Below are 17,519 nucleotides of genomic sequence, written 5' to 3'. Positions count from 1 at the left end.
ACGTCACATCGTCAGCAGGGGCTCCCCATGGGTGGTTGCCGCCCATCGCTCGGTCGCGCGTTGGAGCTTGTCGGGGTTCGCCTGGCTACGGCAGGCAGTGATGCCCTCCGTGGTGACCTCCAGGCACATGATGGCGACGACCCGGCCATCCACGACGGCCACAACGGCGGGTTCGCCATTGGCGCTCCAGGCGTAAAGCTCAGGCGAGCCGCCCACGACGGTGCGCTTGGCCTCGGCGGGCTTGAACAGGCCCCACAGGAACTTCGCGACCGCGACGGCTCCCTCGAACGCCCTGGTGCGCGCCGGAACCTTCCCTCCGCCGTCGCCGATGGAGATGGCGTCCCTGGTGAGCAGGCGTACGAGCTCATCGGTCTGGCCACTGGTGGCGGCAGCAAGAAATTCCTCAACGATCCGCCGGGCGGCGGCCTGGTCGATTTCGCTGCGGGCTCTGCCGTGCACGACATGCTTCTTGGCACGGTGAAAGATCTGCTGGCTGGCGGCCTCGGTGATGTCGAGGATCTCGGCGATCTCCCGGTGCGGGTAGTCGAAGGCCTCCCGCAGCACGTACACGGCGCGCTCGTTGGGGGACAGGCGCTCCAAGAGGGTGAGGACCGCGTACGAGACCGAATCGCGCTGCTCTGCGGTCTCGGCCGGGCCGAGCATCGGGTCCCCCGCGAGCAGCGGCTCGGGGAGCCATCGGCCCACGTAGGTCTCGCGGCGTGCCCGCGCGGAGGTGAGCTGGTTGAGGCACAGGTTGGTGAGTACCTTCGTCAGCCAAGCCTCGGGAACCTCGACGCGGTCGACATCGGCGGCCTGCCAGCGCAAGAACGTCTCCTGCACGACGTCCTCCGCCTCGTCCGCGGAGCCGAGGAGACGGTAGGCGATGGCCTCCAGACGCGGCCTCGACAGCTCGAATCGGTCGACGTCATCCACCGTCAAAGGCATGACCTGATCATATTTCCCGCAACGCCACCAGCTGATCACGGCCCCACTCGTGGATCGAGGCCATCCGGACAACGAACACGCCACCCCTCCTCACGAGGATTGGCGCATCCTGCCAACGGAGGTGGTGGGTCACACTGGTGTATGTGTGAGGCCGGGCGCGAGGTCACGCCGTGGCGCCCCCGTGGTGCTACAGGTTGGTCCGTTCGGGATGCATCCCGTTGGCCATCTCATGGCCCGGCTTGCGGATGCAGTTCGATCCTGGCTCGGCGCCGCACACCGGGCAGGCACGCCACTCCTGAACCGGGCCCGCGTCGTGCCCCAGGGCCAGCGCCACCTCACTGATGTCGTCGGCCAGCTCGTGCAAGCCCGCGTCCCGGTGCCGGACGGCGGCCTGGTGGATCTTCTGAACTGCCTCTCGCGCCCGCTCCAGTTGCTGCCTGGCCATTGCGCCCGGATCAGAGGACATGCCATGCCGGCTTCCCGCTCCTGAGTAGATGAAACCGGCTGGCTGGCGGCGCCCCTCGTGCCCGCCCGTGTGGGGCCGCGACCCGTCACCCTCCGGGCCGGCCTCGGGGCTGCTGGTGCCGGTTAGGCCACCCCCGCACGTGGGCGGTTGCAAGCGGAAGTTGGCTCGTCGGAAGGATTCATCAGCTGAGGAGTCCGCCCATGAGACTGACGAAGCTCGCGACGATCACCACGCCGAACACGTACGACAGGACCTCGGCGGAACATCAATCATCGACCGAGTGTCGCCGAATGCTCCCAGAATGTCAGCTTATGCCCGCTCCCGCCGCGATTCTGGCGGAGCCTCAACAATCGCCGGCAGCGGCCCCCGTAGGCTGCCCGACCGAGCGGGGCTGTCGCTCCCCCGTACGACCGACGGAACAGCGTCGATCGTACGGGGGAGCAGCCGTCGGTCGGCACGGAGAACGGTGCCGTCGGGGCGGACCACGGCCGCGCGAGCGGCTCCGGCGCGCAACCACCGGTGCAGTTCGCTGCCGGGTCGGGCGGTGATCAGTACCGCCCCGCGCCGTTCGATGTCGGCTCGTAGTGCCGCGGTCGGCTCGAGGGACGTGACGATCGCGAACCGTCCGGCGGCCACGTCATCGAGACGTCGATTTCCGTCGACGATCGCGTTCGGGCACAGCCCGCCGGCGAGGCCGCGGCGCAGCCGTGGCCGCACCACGAGGTCGGAGCGGTGCAGCGGGGGTGTCCGGCTGTCCGTGGCGAGGTCCGTGAGGCCCGGCACGAGGTGAAGCCGCGGCGCCACGGCGCGACGGATGACACTGCCCAGCTCGCCGCCGGCCGTCATTGCCGTACCGATGAACTTCGCCAGCTTGATCATGGCGCGGACGTGCTGCTTGCGTTCGATCTCGTACGTGTCGAGCACGGCTTCGGGCAGGATCCGGTCGAGCACGCCGGCGAGCTTCCAGGCGAGGTTCATCGCGTCGCGCAGCCCGGCGCACATGCCCTGGCCGATGAACGGTGGGGTGAGGTGGGCGGCGTCGCCGAGCAGGAACACCCGCCGGTCCCGCCACCGGTCGGCGAGCTGCGCGCGGAAGGTGTATTCGGCGACGCGGATGACCTCCAGGTCCGCGACGGGGATGTCCCCGGTCCACCGCGAGATCAACGGATGAAGCCGGGCCATGTCGCGGTAGTCGTCGGCGGTCTCGCCCGGGATCAGCTGGAACTCCCAGCGGTAGCGGGTCTTCCCGATGCGCATATAGGTGCCGGCGCGGGCCGGATCGGAGAGCTGGTGCACGCCCTCCCACTGGTCGAGGTCGGCCTCGGTGGCCACGTCGATGACGAGCCAGCGTTGCGTGAAGCCCAGGTCGTGCATGGTGGCGCCGATGGAGGCCCTGGTCAGGCTGTTGGCGCCGTCGCAGCCCAGGACATACGCCGCGCGGATGGAGTCCCGCTCGCCCGTGGCGGTGTCGGTGACGTCGACCCGCACCCCATGGGCGTCCTGGGTCAGCCCGGTGACCTCGACGCTGCCGCGAAGAGTGACGGTGGCATATCGCTGGAGATTCCGGCGGAGGATCGCCTCCAGTTCCGGTTGGTCGAACATGCTCCCCTGGGGATAGCCGTGCCGGCCCTGCGCGACGTCGCGCCGGAATTCGGCCAACACCCGCATGTCCCGGTCGAGGAGGCGCAGACCCAGGTGCGGCCGGGAGATGGCGGCGAACTCGTCCCGGAGCCCGAGGCGGGCCAGGATGCGGTGGACCTCGTCGTCGAGGGCGACGGCCCGGGGCTGGGGATAGATCGACTCCCAGCGATCGAGGATCAGGCACTCGATGCCGTACTGGGCGAGCAGCGTCGCGGCGGTGAGCCCGGTGGGGCCAGCGCCGACGATCACTACCGGAACCGCTGTCATCGCGTCAGCAACCGAAGAACGAGGTAGGCGGCGACGAGGAGCCCGCAGACGAGGGCCGGTGCGTACTTCTGGGGGCCGTCTCCCTTGCGTAGGTGCACCACGAGGGCCCCGGCGAGCAGGAGCACCAGCCCGGCACCGGCGAGGGCGCCGATCAGCGGCGCGAACAGGCCGAGGAGCAGTCCGACCGCGCTGGCGACCTCGAGCAGGCCGATGCGGCGATAGGCCGCGACGGTGAAACCGGCCTCCCTGGCCAGCTCGCGCATCGGTTGCAGGGCCAGGATCTTGGCCGTGCCGAGAGCGAGGAAGATCAGGCCGAGCAGCACCGCGAGGATTGCCGCAGCGATCGTCATGACATAACCACCAATCGCCATTCAACGGCATAACGGCCGAGGACGGCCTTGACGGCCGCCTCGTCGGCGGATGAGGAAACGGTGATCGTGGCCACGACCGAGCTGCCCTCGATCGCGGCCCCGATGTCGCGGATCCCCGCGACCTTGTCGAGCGCGGCGCGGACTTCTCGACCGATGGCATCCGCGCGCAGTGCGGGCTTGTAGAGCTTGCCCACGGCGGTGACGGGTAGCTCGTCGAGGACCGACACGGTCTTGGGCGCGGCGGTGCGGTCGGGCACCCGGTCGCTCGCCCAGTCGCGCAGTTCGTCCTCGGTGACCGTGGCGCCCGGCGCGAGGGTGACGTAGGCGACGGGTACCTCGCCGGCGTGGGCGTCCGGGCGCCCGACCGCGCTGGCCGCGGTGACCTGCGGGTGGGCCAGCAGGGCGTCCTCCACGATGGCGGGGTCGATGTTGTGCCCGCCGCGAATGATGAGGTCCTTGGCCCGGCCGGTGAGGTAGACGAAACCGTCGTCGTCGATGCGGGCGAGGTCGCCGGTGTTTAGCCAGCCGTCGACCAGCTTGCCGAGTCCGTCCAGGACGTGGCCGTCGGCCTCGCGGTCGGTGACGTAGCCGGGGAACACCGTGGGTCCGCTGATCGCCAGCAGGCCCGTCCGACCGGTGGGCAGGTCCTTCCAGGTCCCGTCAGCGGTAACCACCCGCACCCGTTGGTAGGGCAGGCGCTGCCCGACCGAGCCCGCCCGCGACACACCGGGGAAGCTGCGCGCGCTGGCGCAAGTCGCCTCGGTGAGCCCGTAGCCCTCGACGAGGGTCGTCCCCGTGCGGGCCTGGAAGGCCTCCCGAACCGCGCTGGGCAGCGGCGAGGCTCCCACCATCGGAAACCGCAGGCTGCTGATGTCGGCGTCGACGGGGCACTGCGCCAGCGTGGCGTAGACGGTGGGCACGGCGCTCATGGCGGCGATCCGATAGTGCTCGACGATCTTCCAGAACGCGGCGTACAGCGCCGGGTCGCGGTAGCCGAGCGGACCCGCCCACACGACCGTCTGTCCCTTGAACAGGGGCGCGAGCAGGGTGACCACGAGCGCGTTCACGTGGAACAGCGGAAGTGCCGCGAACACCACGGTCTCCTGGTCGAACAGCGCGCTGGCGGCCAGCATCCACGCGTCGGTGACCTCGTTGGCATGCGTGTGCGCGGCGAGTTTCGGAGCGCCCGTCGTGCCGCCTGTGTGGAACATCGCGGCCAGGTCGGCCGACCGGGGCAGATCCCCGTGGAAGGCGGAGGAATCCATGGCTGCGGCCTGCTCGCCAAGGTAGCCGATGCGCACGCCGGCGATGGTGGGCAGCGGCTCCGGGGTGCCCACGGCGCCGGTGGGCCGGAGCACGAGAATCGTGTCGAGCAGGCCGTCGCGGGCCAGCGACTGCGCGGCGGCCCACGTGTCCGACGCGAGGTCGGGCCCGGCCGTGATCAGCACCCGGGCGCCGGAGCGCCGGAGGAGTTCGGCGAGATGCTGCCGTGCCAGGCCGCCGCCCAGGGGCGCCGCGATCCCGGCGAGCTGCGCGGCCAGTGTGGCGGTGACCAGCTCGGCACAGTTGGGTGCCATCAGGGCGACCGCATCATCCCGCCGCACCCCGAGGTCGTGGAGCAGGTTCGCGTACCGGTGGACGTCGGCCAGGAGTTCGGCGAAGGTACGGTGCAGCGGCTCATGCCAGTGGGCGGCGTCCGGCAGGACGGCGAGCGCCCTACGGTCGGGCCAGCGCGTCGCCGCCCGGGCGAGCAGCTCGTACGTCGACTCGGGCAGGCCCCGCGCCTCGAGCGGCACCGCCTCGATGGCAGCCAGGTCGGCGGGCGTCGCGTAGTCCGGCCACAGCAGAGGTCCGGTCATGGGGCGTACCTCACGACCGTGCGCTGGCGGCCCAGGTCGATGGCGCCGTCGTCGGTGGCGACGGTGGCCTCGACGACGTCACCGTCCTGGAGGTACCGGGGGTTGCGGGCCTGCCCCTTGAAGAACATCTTCCACTTGACCGCGGGCGGCAACAGCGAGACGAGGAACATGACCGGCTTCGGCGGCGCGCTGAGGGCGGTTCCGACGGGCGTGCCGGTCAGCAGCAGATCGCCGGGGTCGATCCGCTGGAAGCGGGTCAGCGCCTGCAGGGCCTGGGCCGGGCGGTAGATCATGTCGGCGACGGTCATGTCCTGCCGGAGTTCGCCGTTGACCCACAGCTTCAGCCGCAGGTCGGTGAAGCGCTTGATCTCGTCGGCGTCGAGCAGCACCAGCGCGGGGCCGACCGGGGTGAAGGTCGGGTACGACTTGGCCTCGTAGAACTGGGTCTTGGGCAGCTGCACGTCGCGTGCCGAGATGTCGTTGGTGACCACCAGGCCCACGACGTAGTCGGCGAGGTTGCCGTCGGTGACGGTCGTGCCGACCGGCATCTCGCGGCCGAAGACCAGGCCGATCTCCACCTCGTAGTCGAGCAGACGCACGTGGGCGGGGCGGACCACGTCGGCGAACGGCCCACTGATCGAGCCCGAGGTCTTGCGGAAGAAGGTCAAGGGGACGGTTGCGGGATCGCCGCCGCTGTCCTTGACGTGCGAGGCGAAGTTCGTCATCTGGGCGACGACGCGGCAGGGGGCCGTCACCGGGGAGACCAGGGCGAGGTCGTCGACCGGAACCGTGTCGCTGCTCGTCGCGGCCGCGGCGATCGCTCGCCGGTCGGCCAGCAGTTCGGCGGTGGTGGTGGCGCTGGTGTGCACCTTGGCGGCGCCGGTGGGGGTGAGCACCCACCAGGCGTCGGCGGTGCGCAGGACGGAGGTGCTCATGAGGCGAACGCTTTCATCAGGCCGCGCAGGCGGTGGAGGTCGAATTCGTTGTCCTCGCGCAGCGCGCCGATGACCGCGCGCAGCTCGCGAAGTGCTTCCCGGCCGGGTTTCATGCCGAGGAAGTCCTTGGTGGCGGGTGGACCCCACTGGGCGAGCCCGGAGGCGGCCATCGGCGCCCAGCCTGGTTCGAGCGTGCAGTCGAACAGGTCGCCGTCGGTGAAGTGCTCGACCAGGAAGCCGTCCGGGTCGCGCCAGTAGTCGAAGATCTGGCTGCCCTGGATGTGCCGGCCGATACCCCAGGACCGCTGGTAGCCCCGGTCGAGCAGGTGCTGCCCGCCGGCGGCCAGCGAGTCGAGGTCGGGGACCTGGTATGCCGAGTGCACGTACCGGTTGGCCGGGCCGAGGGTCATCGCGAGCGTGTGGTGGTCGGTGGGTGTGCCGCCGCGGTCGCAGCGGATGAAGCTCATGACCGGGCCGCGCTCGCGCTGCCCCTGGTGGTAGAGGAAGTCGCTGACGATCAGGCCCAGGTGCTCGAGGTACCAGTTGAGCGTCTCCAGGTACCGGGTCGTCTGCAGCACGACGTGACCGAGGCGCTGGACCTTGGCCGGCTCCCGCGGCGGCCGCTGGGTGGCGTTCACCCGCGCCACGTCGTGCCCGGCGTTGAACGGCAAGGGCTGTTGCGTGGGCAGCGCGGGAAGCTCATGCGTGTCGGCGACCACGCGGACCTGCGCCCCGTTCGGGTCGACCAGATCCACGGTCACCCCACCGAGCCTCTCCGGCAGGCTCGCGATCGTCCTCCCGGTCGCCTCGGCGAGCCGCAGCACGTCGTTCGGCTCGGCCGCCCTGAATGCGGGGCCGATGAAACGGGACCGAGGACCTCGGCGGATGAGCACGCAGGGCGATCCGGGGTCGGTGCCGCGCAGGTGCAACTCGTCCTGGGTGCGCAGCGCCGTCGTGAAGCCGAAGGCCCGGGCGAAGATCTCGGCCCGCTCCAGATCGGGCTTCTGGAACTCCAGCCAGGCCAGATCGTGCACCTTGAGGATCGGGTTGCGGGCCCGCCCGGGGTGCTCGCCCCGCAGCGCGCCCTGCTCGCTGTGCAGACCCGCATGGGGATCGTGCCGGTCGATCATGTCGCCCTCCTTTCCAGGTGCTGACGAAATCGTCACTTACGAGTTTAGCGTCAGTCAAGAGCAGATGACGATTCCGTCACCTCTGAATTTCGCCACGGTAAGGTGGGTGCGGATCGACCGCGGAGAGGACAGCGATGGCGCAGCAGACCGGGCACGCCCCGAACCGCCTGGAACGGCGCAAAGCGCGTACCCGTTGCGCGCTCGTGCGCGCGGCCCAGGCCTTCATCGCCGCCGGGAAGCTCAACGTCCCGATCCTGGAGCTCACGCAGGCCGCAGACGTGGGGATGGGCTCCTTCTACAACCACTTCGAGAGCAGGGAGCAGCTCTTCCAAGCCGCCGTGGAAGACGCACTCGACCGCTACGGCGCCCTGCTCGACGAGCTGACCGTCGGCTTGGACGACCCGGCTCACGTCTTCGCCCAGAGCTTCCGCCTGACCGGACGCCTGCACCGCCGGAGTCCCGAACTGAGCAAGGTCCTGCTCAACAACGGCCTGGCGCTGGCCGGCTCAGGCAAGGGCCTCGCGCCGCGGGCCCGACGCGACATCGACGACGGGGTCCGCGCCGGCCGCTTCCACGTGCGCGAGCCAGAGCTGGCAATGGTGATCGTCGCGGGAGCCGCGCTGTGCCTTGGTCAACTGCTGCACGACCAGCCTGAGCGGGACGATGCCGAGGCCACCGACCAGGTCACGGAAGACGTGCTGCGCATGCTCGGCGTCGCGGCCGACGAGGCCCACGAGATCTGCCAACGCCCGCTGCCCGACCTGGACGACCGTCGCCCTTAGGGCGATGTCCATCCCCCGGGTGGCGGCTCCTGGACAGTGGCCGCCCTCGACCCACCTAGCTGTTGACCGCCTCGCGCACCATGCGGTTGGCCGTGTCCGGCTCGTATCCGGTCGCCCGGAGCAGGTCGCTCGCCACCGTGCGGAGCTGGATCACCATGGCGTTCCCGTACGACTTCGGGCCCTTTCGGCACGCCTGGCCGACCAGCCGCGCGGTTTCCAGTACCCCGCGGCGGGTCTGCTCCAAGGGCCCGGACTTTCGTGCCTCCTGCTGCAGCATCCCGATCGTCTCGGCGAGCCGCTCCAGGGCGGCGATGAGTTCCTCCGGCACCGGCTCGTCGTACTGCAGCGAGGTCGCCGCCCAGCGGGCCATCCCCCGACACTCGAGGGCCACCCGATCCATGTACTGGACGCCGCGCTGGTAGCGCTCGACATCGCGGCGTCGCCGCCACCGGACCGGCGAGATCATCGTCACCTCCTCCGCGCCGCCCAGGGCCTCGTGCAGCCGTCTGAGGTCGTCGTCCATACCGCGAAGCTGGTCGAGTGCGCGCACGGCGCGGTCCGCGTCCCGATGTCTCAGCGCCTGCGCGACCTCCCGAAGCTGCGATGTGAGCGTCTCGGTCAGCGGTGCGGCGGCGCGCCGGAGGGTGCGCATCGGGTCGATGGGCACCAGCAACGCGACGACCACCAGCCCGACGACGGCGCCCGACGCGGCTTCGACGATGCGCTCCCATTCGAGGTTGTGCTGGACCGGTGACAGTGTGGAGAGTAGTACGGCGGTGCTGCCGGCCTGGGCGACCAGCGCGCCGCTGTGCCCGGTCATCAGCAGGGCGACCGCGATGGCCAGCGCTACCACCACCCCGATCTGCCAGGCTCCGAACCCGACGTAACGGAGGAGGAGGTCGCTGGTGAACAGGCCCAGGCCGACACCGAGCATCAGTTCGGCGGTACGTCGGGCGCGCTGTCCGAGTGCGGCGACGATCGTGCCGACGGCCGCGCTGGGGGCGAAGACCGGCGCGGGACGCCCCGCTACCTCGTGGGCCAGCCCCCAGGCCAGAGTGGCGGCGAGCCCGCATTGGGCCGCGATGACCAGGATGACCTCGAATTGACGCAGCCGCAGCCTGCCGGCCTTGCCACCGCGGCGGGCTGCCTGCGTCGCCAGGTCTCTGGCCTGCTCGACCATCTCCTCGGAGCGCGGCAGGGGACTCCGGTCAGCGGCCATGGCGGGGGTTACCCCGCCCGGCCCGCGCAAACCTGCGGCCCGTTCTCCCTGTCGGGGTGATTCGCCTGTTCAGTCGGCGGGTGGCCGGCCCCGGTGACCGGAGTGCCGTCTGCCGGCTGTCCCACCGTCCGCCGGTCGTTCGCCCGCCGGCTGGTCCGGGCGGTCGCTCGGGGTGCGGTCCGCATGGCCGGCCGCTGCCGGCACAGAGCCGGCTCGCCGGTTGGCGGGGACGAACTCCCGCAGCAGGATCTGCGCGATCCCGGCGACCGGGATGGCCAGCAGGGCTCCCAGAAGGCCACCCACCTCCGCGGCGAGCAGCACGCTGACCAGGACGGTCAGTGGGTTGAGGTGAACCGCGCGGGACATGATGACCGGTTGCAACAGGTGGTTCTCGACCTGCTGGTAGACCACGAAGAAGACCAGCACGACGACCCCGGCGGTGGGCGAGTGCAGGAAGCCCGCGCCGCCCGCGACGACGGCGCCGAGGGTCGCCCCCACCAGCGGGATGAGGTCAGCGATGGCGACCAACAGCGCGATCACGGCGGCGAACGGCACGCCGCTGAGCGCGAGCACCACGAACGTCGCCAGGCCACAGATGAGGCTGATCAGGAGATTTCCACTCAGGTAGCCGGTGATGGTGCGCGCCGACTCCTGGCCGACGCGTCGCAGCCGCTCGGCCCGGTCACCGCCGGCCAGGGCCAGCGTCCCGGCGGTGATCCGCGGCCCCTGCACCACCATCAGGTACGCCAGCACCACCACGGTCAGCGCTCCGGCGACGCCCTGAACCGTCCCGCGGACCAACCCGACCGTCGACCGGCCGAGCTCGCCGCCGTAATTCTGCAACTGGTCGGCGTGGGCCTCGGCATACTGTCGCAGGTGGAACCGCTCCAGCAGTTCGCCGACCGGCCCTCGCCCGGCCCGAGCCTCGCGCAGCAGGTCCGGCGCCCGGTCGGCGAACCGGGCCAGCTCGTCCAACAGGGGCACCACGATCAGCACGCCGAGCGCGGCGAGCGCCACGAAGCTGACCACGAACACGACCAGCGTGGCCGCCGCCCGACGCCGGACGAGCCGGCGCTGCACGCGATCCACCAGCGGATTCAGGGCCACCGCGAAGAACGCGGCGACCAGCACCCACATCAGCACCCGCCGGGTCTCCCACGCCAACGCCAACCCGGCCGCAGTGGCAAGGAGCAGACCGATGACGATCAGCGTCCGGCGGGCCATGAACCGGTCGGCGGCGTCGCTCACCGGGCGCGGCTACCCCGCTGCGGAACAAGCGAAACACCAGCGGCTGCGCTCGGCCTCAAGTTCACGCCTGGTCGCGGAGCCTGCGCTTCAAGATCTTGCCGGTGGACGTCATGGGCAGTTCGTCGCGGAACTCGACGAGGCGGGGGTACTTGTAGCTGGCCATCCGCTCCCTGCACCAGTTGACCAGTTCGTCCTCGGTCAGCGGGGAGCCCGGCTGGCGGATCACGAAGGCCTTTACCTCCTCGCCGTGCGACCGGTGCGGAACGCCGACCACGGCGACCAGGCTCACGTCGGGGTGCCTCAGGATGGTCTCCTCGATCTCTCGCGGGTACACGTTGAAGCCGCCGCGGACGATCATGTCCTTGGCCCGGTCGACGATGAAGTAGTAGCCGTCCGCGTCGCGGCGGGCGACGTCGCCGGTGCGGAACCACCCGTCCCGGAGCACCTCTGCCGTCGCCTCGGGGCGGCCGTGGTAGCCCTTCATGACGTTGTGGCCCCGGATGGCGATCTCGCCCTGCTCGCCGTCCGGGACCTCGTTCCAGTCGGCGTCGACGAGCCTCATCTGCACGCCCCAGATCGGCTGCCCGATCGAACCGGGCTTGGCCTCGCGTCCGGGGTGGTTGAACGACGCGACGGGGCTTGTCTCCGAGAGGCCGTAGCCCTCCCGGATCCGAACGCCGTAGACCTTCTCCACCTGCTCGAGGATCTCCGCCGGCAGGGGGGCACCGCCGGAGATCGCCATGCGCAGGTCGGCCGCGATCGCCGGCGCGCTGCCGTTCTCCGAATTGACGGAAAGCAGGCCCCAGTACATCGTCGGGACGCCGGCGAAGAAGGTGACCCGCTCCCGCGCCATCAGCGCCAGTGCCGTCGCGGCGTCGAAACGGGGCAGGAGAACCAGCGTGGCCCCGCCGTGCAGGCCCGCGTTCATCTGCACCGTCTGCCCGAACGAGTGGAAGAGCGGCAGCGTCACCAGATGGACGTCCTGGTCGGCGGCGCCGAAGAGGCGCCAGCACGTGAGGGCGTTCATGACCATGTTGGCGTGGGTCAACTCGGCGCCCTTGGGCTGTCCTGTCGTCCCGCTGGTGTAGAGGATCACCGCGGTGTCCGTGGCCTCGGTGACCACCGTCTCGAACCGGGGGGACCTGCCGGCGAGTACGGTGCCCAGCGTGCGGACGCCCTCGATCGGGCTCGGCGCGTGAAGGTCCGCGGTGATGAGGAAGAAGTGCTCGCACCCAACGGCCTGACCGAACCCGCGCCAGCCCTCGGCCCCCATGGCCAACTCGGGGGTGCCCTCGAAGGAGAAGTACGCCTTGGCGCCCGAGTCCTGCAGGTGGTAGGTGATCTCGCCGGCCTTGAGCAGCACGTTCAGCGGCACGACGACGCCGCCCGCCTTCAGGATGCCGTAGTAGACGATCGGAAAATACGGCAGGTTCGGGCAGGAGAGTGCGACCCGGTCGCCCGGCCGGATGCCGCTGTCCACAAGCAGGTTCGCGACCCGGTTCGCCGCGTCGTTGAGTTGGGCGTAGGACATGCGGGTGTCACCGAGCACGACGGCGTCCCGGCTCGGCAGCCGTTCGGCGGTGCCTTCGAGCATGAGCGCGAGGTTGAGCATTGCGGCTCTCCTTCGTGGCGTGGAGCGGGTCAGGGCGTTGTCGTCGCGGCGGATGGGGACGTCTGTTCGCGGACGGGCGTCTGGGGCGCGCAGTCGACCGGTGGGCGGGGCAGGTCGGCGGCACCGGTCGCGGCGGCGTAGACGACGACGTCGGGTCGCAGTGCGAGCACCGTGGCGTGGTGCCGGCGCATCCAGGGGAGGAGCACGTCCTCGTCGTCCACGATCGTGCCGGGAGCGGGAGCCGAGCCCGCCGGCGTGACCTGCAGACAGCCGATGCCACTGGCCGCCCAGGCCGGCCAGGGTCGCGCCGGGCGGGTGTGCAGCAGCGTCCACCGACCGGCGAGCACGTCGTCGAGACGGACCCGGTCGCCGTCCTCGGTGTGGACCCAGGGCTGTGGGAGCTGCTCGCCGACCGCCCGGTTGCCACCGGTGAGGTCCAGCAGGCCCTTCCGGTAGCTGGTGGCCGGGAACCACCCGGCCTCCTGCATGTAGGCCCGGAATGCCGGGACCCGCATGAGGACCCGGAACGCGACGTTGCGCAGGGCCGTCAGCCCGGGACGTCGCTCGGTGATGATGCGCCCGAACCGCACCGCCTGCGCGGTCATCTCCCGCACGTGTGGCTTGCGCTCGACCTCGTAGCTGTCCAGCACGTCATCGGGCAGCTCGCCCCGCAGCACCCCGGCCAACTTCCAGCACAGGTTGCCCGCGTCGCGTACGCCGGAGGACATGCCCTCGCCGATCCACGGCGGCATCGCATGGGCCGCGTCGCCGGCGAGGAAGATCCGGCCGATGCGCCACTGGGAGGCGAAGCGGACGTGGTGGCTGTAGACGACCGCGCGGAGGATCTCGACCTCGTCGGGCGTCCGGCCGTAGCGGCGCAGCAGCCGCCAGATGTAGTCGTGGCTGATCAGATCCTGTTCGTCCTCGCCGGCCAGGACGGGGAACTCCCAGCGGTGGTGGCCGAGTGGGGTCGGGCAGTCCACGGCGGGCCGGGCGGGGTCGCAGTGGAAGCGCAGTCGGTCGACGGTGTCCCAACCGCGCTTGACCTTGGTGTCGATGACGATCCACCGGTCGTGGTAGGTGCGGCCGTCGAAGCCGATGCCCAGCCGGGTCCGGGTCGGGCTGGAGCCGCCGTCGGCGGCGATGAGGTAGGCCGCGCGCAGGGTACGTGGCGTGTCGTCGGTGAGGTCCCGCGCTGTGACGGTGACAGACTCGCCGTCCTGCTCGACGAGTTCGCAGTCGTGGCCGAGGAGGACCTTGACGTTCGGGTAGCGTCCGACGCCGTCGCGAAGGACCTGTTCCGTGGCCGGCTGGTAGATGAACAGCTGCGGCGGGTGCCCGTTGCCCCGGGGGGCCGGCGCGAGGCTGAGGAACGACCGGCCGCGCGCGTCGACGAAGTCGATCGGCCGGCCGGCGAGCATGTCCTGCTTGAGCCGCTCCGCGAGGCCGATCGCCTGCCAGATCCGGATCGTCTCCTCGTCGGTGGAGATCGCCCGCGCCCGGGGGTAGATCGAGGCGTCGCGCTCGATGACGGCCACCCGTACGCCCATGCCGCCGAGCAGGTTGGCGGCGGTGACGCCGACCGGGCCGTATCCGACGATGATCACGTCGTAGTCGTGCTGTTCGGTGTTCATGCGGTGGCTCCGCTCAAGGCCGGGACGGTGATCTCCCCGCGGCGCAGCGAGGCCGCGCTGTGGCGGAACTGGTGGAGCTTGTCGATGACGGTCTGGCCTTCGGGGGTGTGTCCCCAGATGCTGATCCCCTGGTGGGTGGTGGGTTCCCAGGTGGCCTCGTCGACGACGATCGGATTCCAGCCGACCTCCCACTCGAAGCCGGACGGCGTCCGGGCGTAGTAGGAGAGCTCCTTGTCGTTGGTGTGCTGCCCGATGCCCAGCGCCATGGTGAAGCCCAGCTGCTTGAGGCGCTGGTAGGAGGTGGTCATGTCGTCCAACGTGGCGACCTGGGTGTTGAGGTGCTGGATCACGGTGCGGACCGGATCGATGCGCAGGCCCTCGGTGTTGGCGACCGCCACGGTGTGGTGGCGGCCGTTGACCCGCAGGAACCGGATCCGGAAGCGCACCGCGCTGATCGTCTCGACGATGAAGTCGCTCAGCCGCGCATCGAGAAGGTTGTCGTAGTAGCGGTGGATGGCGTCCGGCTGCCGCGAGGTGATGGCGATGTGTCCCATGCCGGCGTCGCCGGTGACGAAGCCGCTGGCCTGCATGCGCAGCGCTGCGGTGGTGGTGGTAGGCGTGGTGTACAGCTCCTGGATCAGGCCCTTCGGGCCGGGGAAGCGCACCAGCCGTTGCACGCCGCGCAGCGCGGCTTCCTCGTCGTGGCCCGGTTCGACGGTGACGCCGCGGGCGGTGATGCGGGCGACGATGTCGTCGAACGCCTCGTGGTCGTCGACGTGCCAGCCGACCGTGGTCACGTCCTCGGCGGGGCCCCGCTGCAGCAGCAGGCGGCACTCGTGGTCGTCCAGCCGGAAGCGCATCCGGTCGCGGTCGAGTTCGTCGACGTGCAGGCCGACGCCGTCGGCGCCGAAGCGACGCCAGTCACCGAACCGGGTGGTCTCGATGCACAGGAAGCCCAAGTGGACCTTGCCGAAGACGTTCATGTGGACTCCTCGGAGAGGAAGGCGGTGGTGAGGGAGTTGAACAGCCCCGGGCGTTCCCACTGCACCCAGTGGCCGGTGCCGGCGACGAGGTACAGGTCGCAGCGGGGCATCCGCTCGGCGAGGAGCCGGCCGCCGGACGGCCGGTTGACCTTGTCGTCGGTGCCCCACAGCACGAGCGTGGGCGTGGCGGCCCGGGACAGCCGCTTGTCCCGCAGCAGATCCATCCGCAGCAGGGTGCGGAGCGAGGCTGGGCGCCGTAGCGGCGGGTTGGCGACCACCTCCGGGTCGATGCTCGCCCGGTACCGCTCCTCGATCATCTCGGCGGGAACGGCGCTCCCGTCGTAGACCAGGTCCCCGCGGACGAACCGTTCGAGCTTGGCCCGGGTCGGGCCTTCGCCGCCGTAGTAGGCGAGGAGGCGCTGCAATCCGGGAGTCGGCGGACGTCGGGTCGTGCCGATCCCGCCCGGGCCCATGAGGATCAGGCGTCCGACGCGGTCGGGCCGCTCCAGCGCCAGCCGCAGCGCGGCGGCACCACCGTAGGAGTTGCCGACCAGGTGCGCCCGGTCGAGGCCGAGTTCGTCGAGCAGGCCGCCAACGGCACCGGCGAGGTCACCAAACGGGTCGGACTGGTCGATCATTTTGCTGGACCGGCCGTAGCCGGGCAGGTCCGGCACGATCACGCGGAATCGCTGTGCCAGGGCGTCGACGTTGCGGGTGTAGTTCGACATCCCGGAGGCCCCCGGTCCGCCCCCGTGCAGCAGCACCACCGCCTCGCCGGCTCCCCGATCGGTGACGGCGATGTCCCGCGCGCCCACCCGCACCAGCCGTTGCTCGGCAGTGCTTTCCCCGACGCTCACTTGACCTCCCGCAGCCACTGTGCCGTTAATGTAATGAACGTTCCAGTTGTAGTGGCCGCTACGGTAAGCTTCACTGTTGACATCGTCAAGACATCAGCCGGAAACACGGGAAGGGCGCGATGACGGAATCTCGCGGGGAACGCAAGCGCCGAGCCAACGGCGAGGAGTCACGGCGGCGCATCCTCGACGCCGCCGCCGAGGTCGCCGGCGTGCGTGGCTACGACGGCACCAGCATCGCGCTGGTCAGCGAGAAGTGCGGCCTGCCCGCCAGCTCGATCTACTGGCACTTCAAGAACAAGGACGACCTCCTTGCCGCCGTGATCGAGCGCAGCTTCGACATCTGGGCCGAGGCGCTCACCCTCCCTGGCGACGACACCGACCCGGCGCGGGAACGCGTCACGGCACTCGCGGGTCAGGTCGCCAAAACCCTGCTGGACTCGCCCGACTTCCTCCGCCTGGGGCTCATGCTCACCCTGGAGCGCCGTCCCGAGGAGCCCAGCGCCCGGCGCATGTTCCTGCAGGTCCGGGACACCGCCCGCGCGCGGCTCACCGCCGTGCTCGCCACGCTCGCCCCGGACGCCGACCGCGACGCGATCGACCTGGTCACCACCTACGCTATCGCCGGCGCCGACGGGCTGTTCATCGCCAAGGAGATCGGCGGCGACAGCGTCGACCTCAGGCCGCTGTTCGAACTGCACGGCCGCGCCCTCCACGACGCCCTCACCCGCCTGACCGCCGGCGGTCCCGCCACGGAGACCCCGTGACCACCGGCACCGCCGATCCTGTCGCCGCCGCCTACCGCCGGTTGCGTACCGCCGCGCGGACTCGCACGCCGTGCCCGCCGGTCCGCGACCTCATCGGCCCCGACGACGAGACCCTCGCCTACGCCGTCCAGCGCCGGTTGACCGAGGCCCGGATCCGGGACGGCGGGCGGGCGGTCGGGCGCAAGGTCGGTCTCACCTCCACGGCCGTGCAGCGCCAACTCGGGGTCGACCGGCCCGACTTCGGCATGCTCTTCGAGGACATGGCCTGCCCGCAGTCCGAGGCGATCAGCCTCAACCGGCTGCTGCAACCCCGCATCGAGGCCGAGGTCGCCTTCGTCCTCGCCGACGACATCACCGACCCGGGCGTCACCGCTGTCACGGTGCGGGAGCGGGTCGCCTACGCGGTGGCCGCCCTGGAGATCGTGGACAGCCGCATCGCCGGGTGGGACATCAGCTTCGCCGACACCGTCGCCGACAACGGATCCAGCGGACTGTTCGTCCTCGGCGCCGACCGTGTTCCCCTCGGCGCCGTCGAACCGGTGGCGGTGCAGATGACCATGTCCGTCGACGGTGTGCCCGCCTCGGCCGGCGCCGGCGAGGCGTGCCTCGGCGACCCGCTGGAGGCCCTCGCCTGGCTGGCGCGGGCCGCCCTGGCCCACGGCGACCCGCTGCGCGCCGGTGACCTCGTGCTCTCCGGCGCACTCGGGCCGATGGTCCCGGTCACCCACGCCATGCACGTCCGCGCACACCTCACCGGCCTCGGCAGCGTCGAGACCACCTTCACCACCCCCTGACGAAAGGCGGCA

16 protein-coding genes are annotated in these 17,519 nt (G+C 70.7%); 3 read left to right on the top strand and 13 right to left on the bottom strand.

Annotated elements, in window-relative coordinates; all coding sequences use genetic code 11:
* Positions 1 to 3: 3 nt before the first annotated feature.
* The 7 genes from NLX85_RS16860 to NLX85_RS16830 form a co-directional block, all read right to left on the bottom strand.
* Entirely contained in the window at positions 4 to 945 is a 942-nt protein-coding gene (locus NLX85_RS16860) for an RNA polymerase sigma-70 factor (protein ID WP_254336169.1), read from the bottom strand.
* 187 nt (positions 946 to 1,132) lie between these two features.
* The gene (locus NLX85_RS16855) at positions 1,133 to 1,411 is read right to left on the bottom strand and encodes a hypothetical protein (RefSeq protein WP_254336168.1); all 279 of its coding nucleotides are present in this window, start codon (positions 1,409 to 1,411) and stop codon (positions 1,133 to 1,135) included.
* Positions 1,412 to 1,720: 309 nt separating this feature from the next.
* The gene (locus NLX85_RS16850) at positions 1,721 to 3,301 is read right to left on the bottom strand and encodes a bifunctional 3-(3-hydroxy-phenyl)propionate/3-hydroxycinnamic acid hydroxylase (RefSeq protein WP_254336166.1); all 1,581 of its coding nucleotides are present in this window, start codon (positions 3,299 to 3,301) and stop codon (positions 1,721 to 1,723) included.
* Positions 3,302 to 3,315: 14 nt separating this feature from the next.
* A complete protein-coding gene (locus NLX85_RS16845) occupies positions 3,316 to 3,669 on the bottom strand; it encodes a DoxX family protein (RefSeq protein WP_254336165.1) in 354 nt (117 codons plus the stop codon).
* A complete protein-coding gene (locus NLX85_RS16840; protein ID WP_254336163.1) occupies positions 3,666 to 5,549 on the bottom strand; it encodes an acyl-CoA synthetase in 1,884 nt (627 codons plus the stop codon). The genes NLX85_RS16845 and NLX85_RS16840 overlap by 4 nt, the downstream gene beginning before the upstream one ends.
* Positions 5,546 to 6,484, bottom strand: coding sequence for a fumarylacetoacetate hydrolase family protein (locus NLX85_RS16835; protein WP_254336161.1), 939 nt, complete (start codon positions 6,482 to 6,484; stop codon positions 5,546 to 5,548). Before NLX85_RS16835 ends, NLX85_RS16840 begins: the two co-directional genes overlap by 4 nt.
* Positions 6,481 to 7,614, bottom strand: coding sequence for a VOC family protein (locus tag NLX85_RS16830; protein ID WP_254336159.1), 1,134 nt, complete (start codon positions 7,612 to 7,614; stop codon positions 6,481 to 6,483). The genes NLX85_RS16835 and NLX85_RS16830 overlap by 4 nt, the downstream gene beginning before the upstream one ends.
* A gap of 134 nt (positions 7,615 to 7,748) precedes the next feature.
* Between NLX85_RS16830 and NLX85_RS16825 the strand changes: the two genes are divergently transcribed.
* The gene (locus NLX85_RS16825) at positions 7,749 to 8,396 is read left to right on the top strand and encodes a TetR/AcrR family transcriptional regulator (RefSeq protein WP_254336157.1); all 648 of its coding nucleotides are present in this window, start codon (positions 7,749 to 7,751) and stop codon (positions 8,394 to 8,396) included.
* A gap of 55 nt (positions 8,397 to 8,451) precedes the next feature.
* Here NLX85_RS16825 and NLX85_RS16820 read toward each other — a convergent pair whose 3' ends face one another.
* From NLX85_RS16820 to NLX85_RS16795, 6 genes are all read right to left on the bottom strand, one after another.
* Positions 8,452 to 9,576, bottom strand: a complete 1,125-nt coding sequence (locus tag NLX85_RS16820) for an aromatic acid exporter family protein (protein WP_254336155.1) — start codon at positions 9,574 to 9,576, stop codon at positions 8,452 to 8,454.
* A 108-nt stretch (positions 9,577 to 9,684) separates the two neighbouring features.
* Positions 9,685 to 10,863 (bottom strand): AI-2E family transporter, encoded by a 1,179-nt coding sequence (locus tag NLX85_RS16815; protein WP_254336152.1) that lies wholly within the window; start codon positions 10,861 to 10,863, stop codon positions 9,685 to 9,687.
* A gap of 61 nt (positions 10,864 to 10,924) precedes the next feature.
* Entirely contained in the window at positions 10,925 to 12,475 is a 1,551-nt protein-coding gene (locus tag NLX85_RS16810; protein WP_254336150.1) for a long-chain fatty acid--CoA ligase, read from the bottom strand.
* A 29-nt stretch (positions 12,476 to 12,504) separates the two neighbouring features.
* On the bottom strand, positions 12,505 to 14,109 hold the full coding sequence (locus tag NLX85_RS16805) for a bifunctional 3-(3-hydroxy-phenyl)propionate/3-hydroxycinnamic acid hydroxylase (protein ID WP_254336148.1): 1,605 nt from the start codon (positions 14,107 to 14,109) through the stop codon (positions 12,505 to 12,507).
* Positions 14,106 to 15,092 carry a VOC family protein gene (locus NLX85_RS16800; protein ID WP_254336146.1) on the bottom strand — a complete coding sequence of 329 codons (987 nt, stop codon included), beginning with the start codon at positions 15,090 to 15,092 and terminating at the stop codon, positions 14,106 to 14,108. The genes NLX85_RS16805 and NLX85_RS16800 overlap by 4 nt, the downstream gene beginning before the upstream one ends.
* Entirely contained in the window at positions 15,089 to 15,949 is an 861-nt protein-coding gene (locus NLX85_RS16795) for an alpha/beta fold hydrolase (RefSeq protein ID WP_254336139.1), read from the bottom strand. Before NLX85_RS16795 ends, NLX85_RS16800 begins: the two co-directional genes overlap by 4 nt.
* Positions 15,950 to 16,068: 119 nt before the next feature.
* Between NLX85_RS16795 and NLX85_RS16790 the strand changes: the two genes are divergently transcribed.
* Positions 16,069 to 16,713 carry a TetR/AcrR family transcriptional regulator gene (locus tag NLX85_RS16790; protein WP_254336137.1) on the top strand — a complete coding sequence of 215 codons (645 nt, stop codon included), beginning with the start codon at positions 16,069 to 16,071 and terminating at the stop codon, positions 16,711 to 16,713.
* Positions 16,710 to 17,507, top strand: a complete 798-nt coding sequence (locus tag NLX85_RS16785; RefSeq protein WP_374628096.1) for a 2-keto-4-pentenoate hydratase — start codon at positions 16,710 to 16,712, stop codon at positions 17,505 to 17,507. The genes NLX85_RS16790 and NLX85_RS16785 overlap by 4 nt, the downstream gene beginning before the upstream one ends.
* Positions 17,508 to 17,519 lie beyond the last annotated feature (12 nt).

This window comes from Micromonospora sp. A3M-1-15 (genome assembly GCF_024213425.1).
Classification (GTDB): domain Bacteria; phylum Actinomycetota; class Actinomycetes; order Mycobacteriales; family Micromonosporaceae; genus Micromonospora; species Micromonospora chersina.
Note: the sequence above shows the minus strand (reverse complement) of the source record. Positions and strands in the feature narration are given on the sequence as shown.

What these genes read in the sequence shown, in the direction of transcription:
- NLX85_RS16820 (WP_254336155.1), bottom strand. Translation starts at nt 9,576, where the DNA reads ATGGTCGAGCAGGCCAGAGACCTGGCGACGCAGGCAGCCCGCCGCGGT.
- NLX85_RS16840 (WP_254336163.1), bottom strand. Translation starts at nt 5,549, where the DNA reads ATGACCGGACCTCTGCTGTGGCCGGACTACGCGACGCCCGCCGACCTG.
- NLX85_RS16860 (WP_254336169.1), bottom strand. Translation starts at nt 945, where the DNA reads ATGCCTTTGACGGTGGATGACGTCGACCGATTCGAGCTGTCGAGGCCG.
- NLX85_RS16790 (WP_254336137.1), top strand. Translation starts at nt 16,069, where the DNA reads ATGACGGAATCTCGCGGGGAACGCAAGCGCCGAGCCAACGGCGAGGAG.
- NLX85_RS16800 (WP_254336146.1), bottom strand. Translation starts at nt 15,092, where the DNA reads ATGAACGTCTTCGGCAAGGTCCACTTGGGCTTCCTGTGCATCGAGACC.
- NLX85_RS16835 (WP_254336161.1), bottom strand. Translation starts at nt 6,484, where the DNA reads ATGAGCACCTCCGTCCTGCGCACCGCCGACGCCTGGTGGGTGCTCACC.
- NLX85_RS16830 (WP_254336159.1), bottom strand. Translation starts at nt 7,614, where the DNA reads ATGATCGACCGGCACGATCCCCATGCGGGTCTGCACAGCGAGCAGGGC.
- NLX85_RS16825 (WP_254336157.1), top strand. Translation starts at nt 7,749, where the DNA reads ATGGCGCAGCAGACCGGGCACGCCCCGAACCGCCTGGAACGGCGCAAA.
- NLX85_RS16845 (WP_254336165.1), bottom strand. Translation starts at nt 3,669, where the DNA reads ATGACGATCGCTGCGGCAATCCTCGCGGTGCTGCTCGGCCTGATCTTC.
- NLX85_RS16805 (WP_254336148.1), bottom strand. Translation starts at nt 14,109, where the DNA reads ATGAACACCGAACAGCACGACTACGACGTGATCATCGTCGGATACGGC.
- NLX85_RS16855 (WP_254336168.1), bottom strand. Translation starts at nt 1,411, where the DNA reads ATGTCCTCTGATCCGGGCGCAATGGCCAGGCAGCAACTGGAGCGGGCG.
- NLX85_RS16810 (WP_254336150.1), bottom strand. Translation starts at nt 12,475, where the DNA reads ATGCTCAACCTCGCGCTCATGCTCGAAGGCACCGCCGAACGGCTGCCG.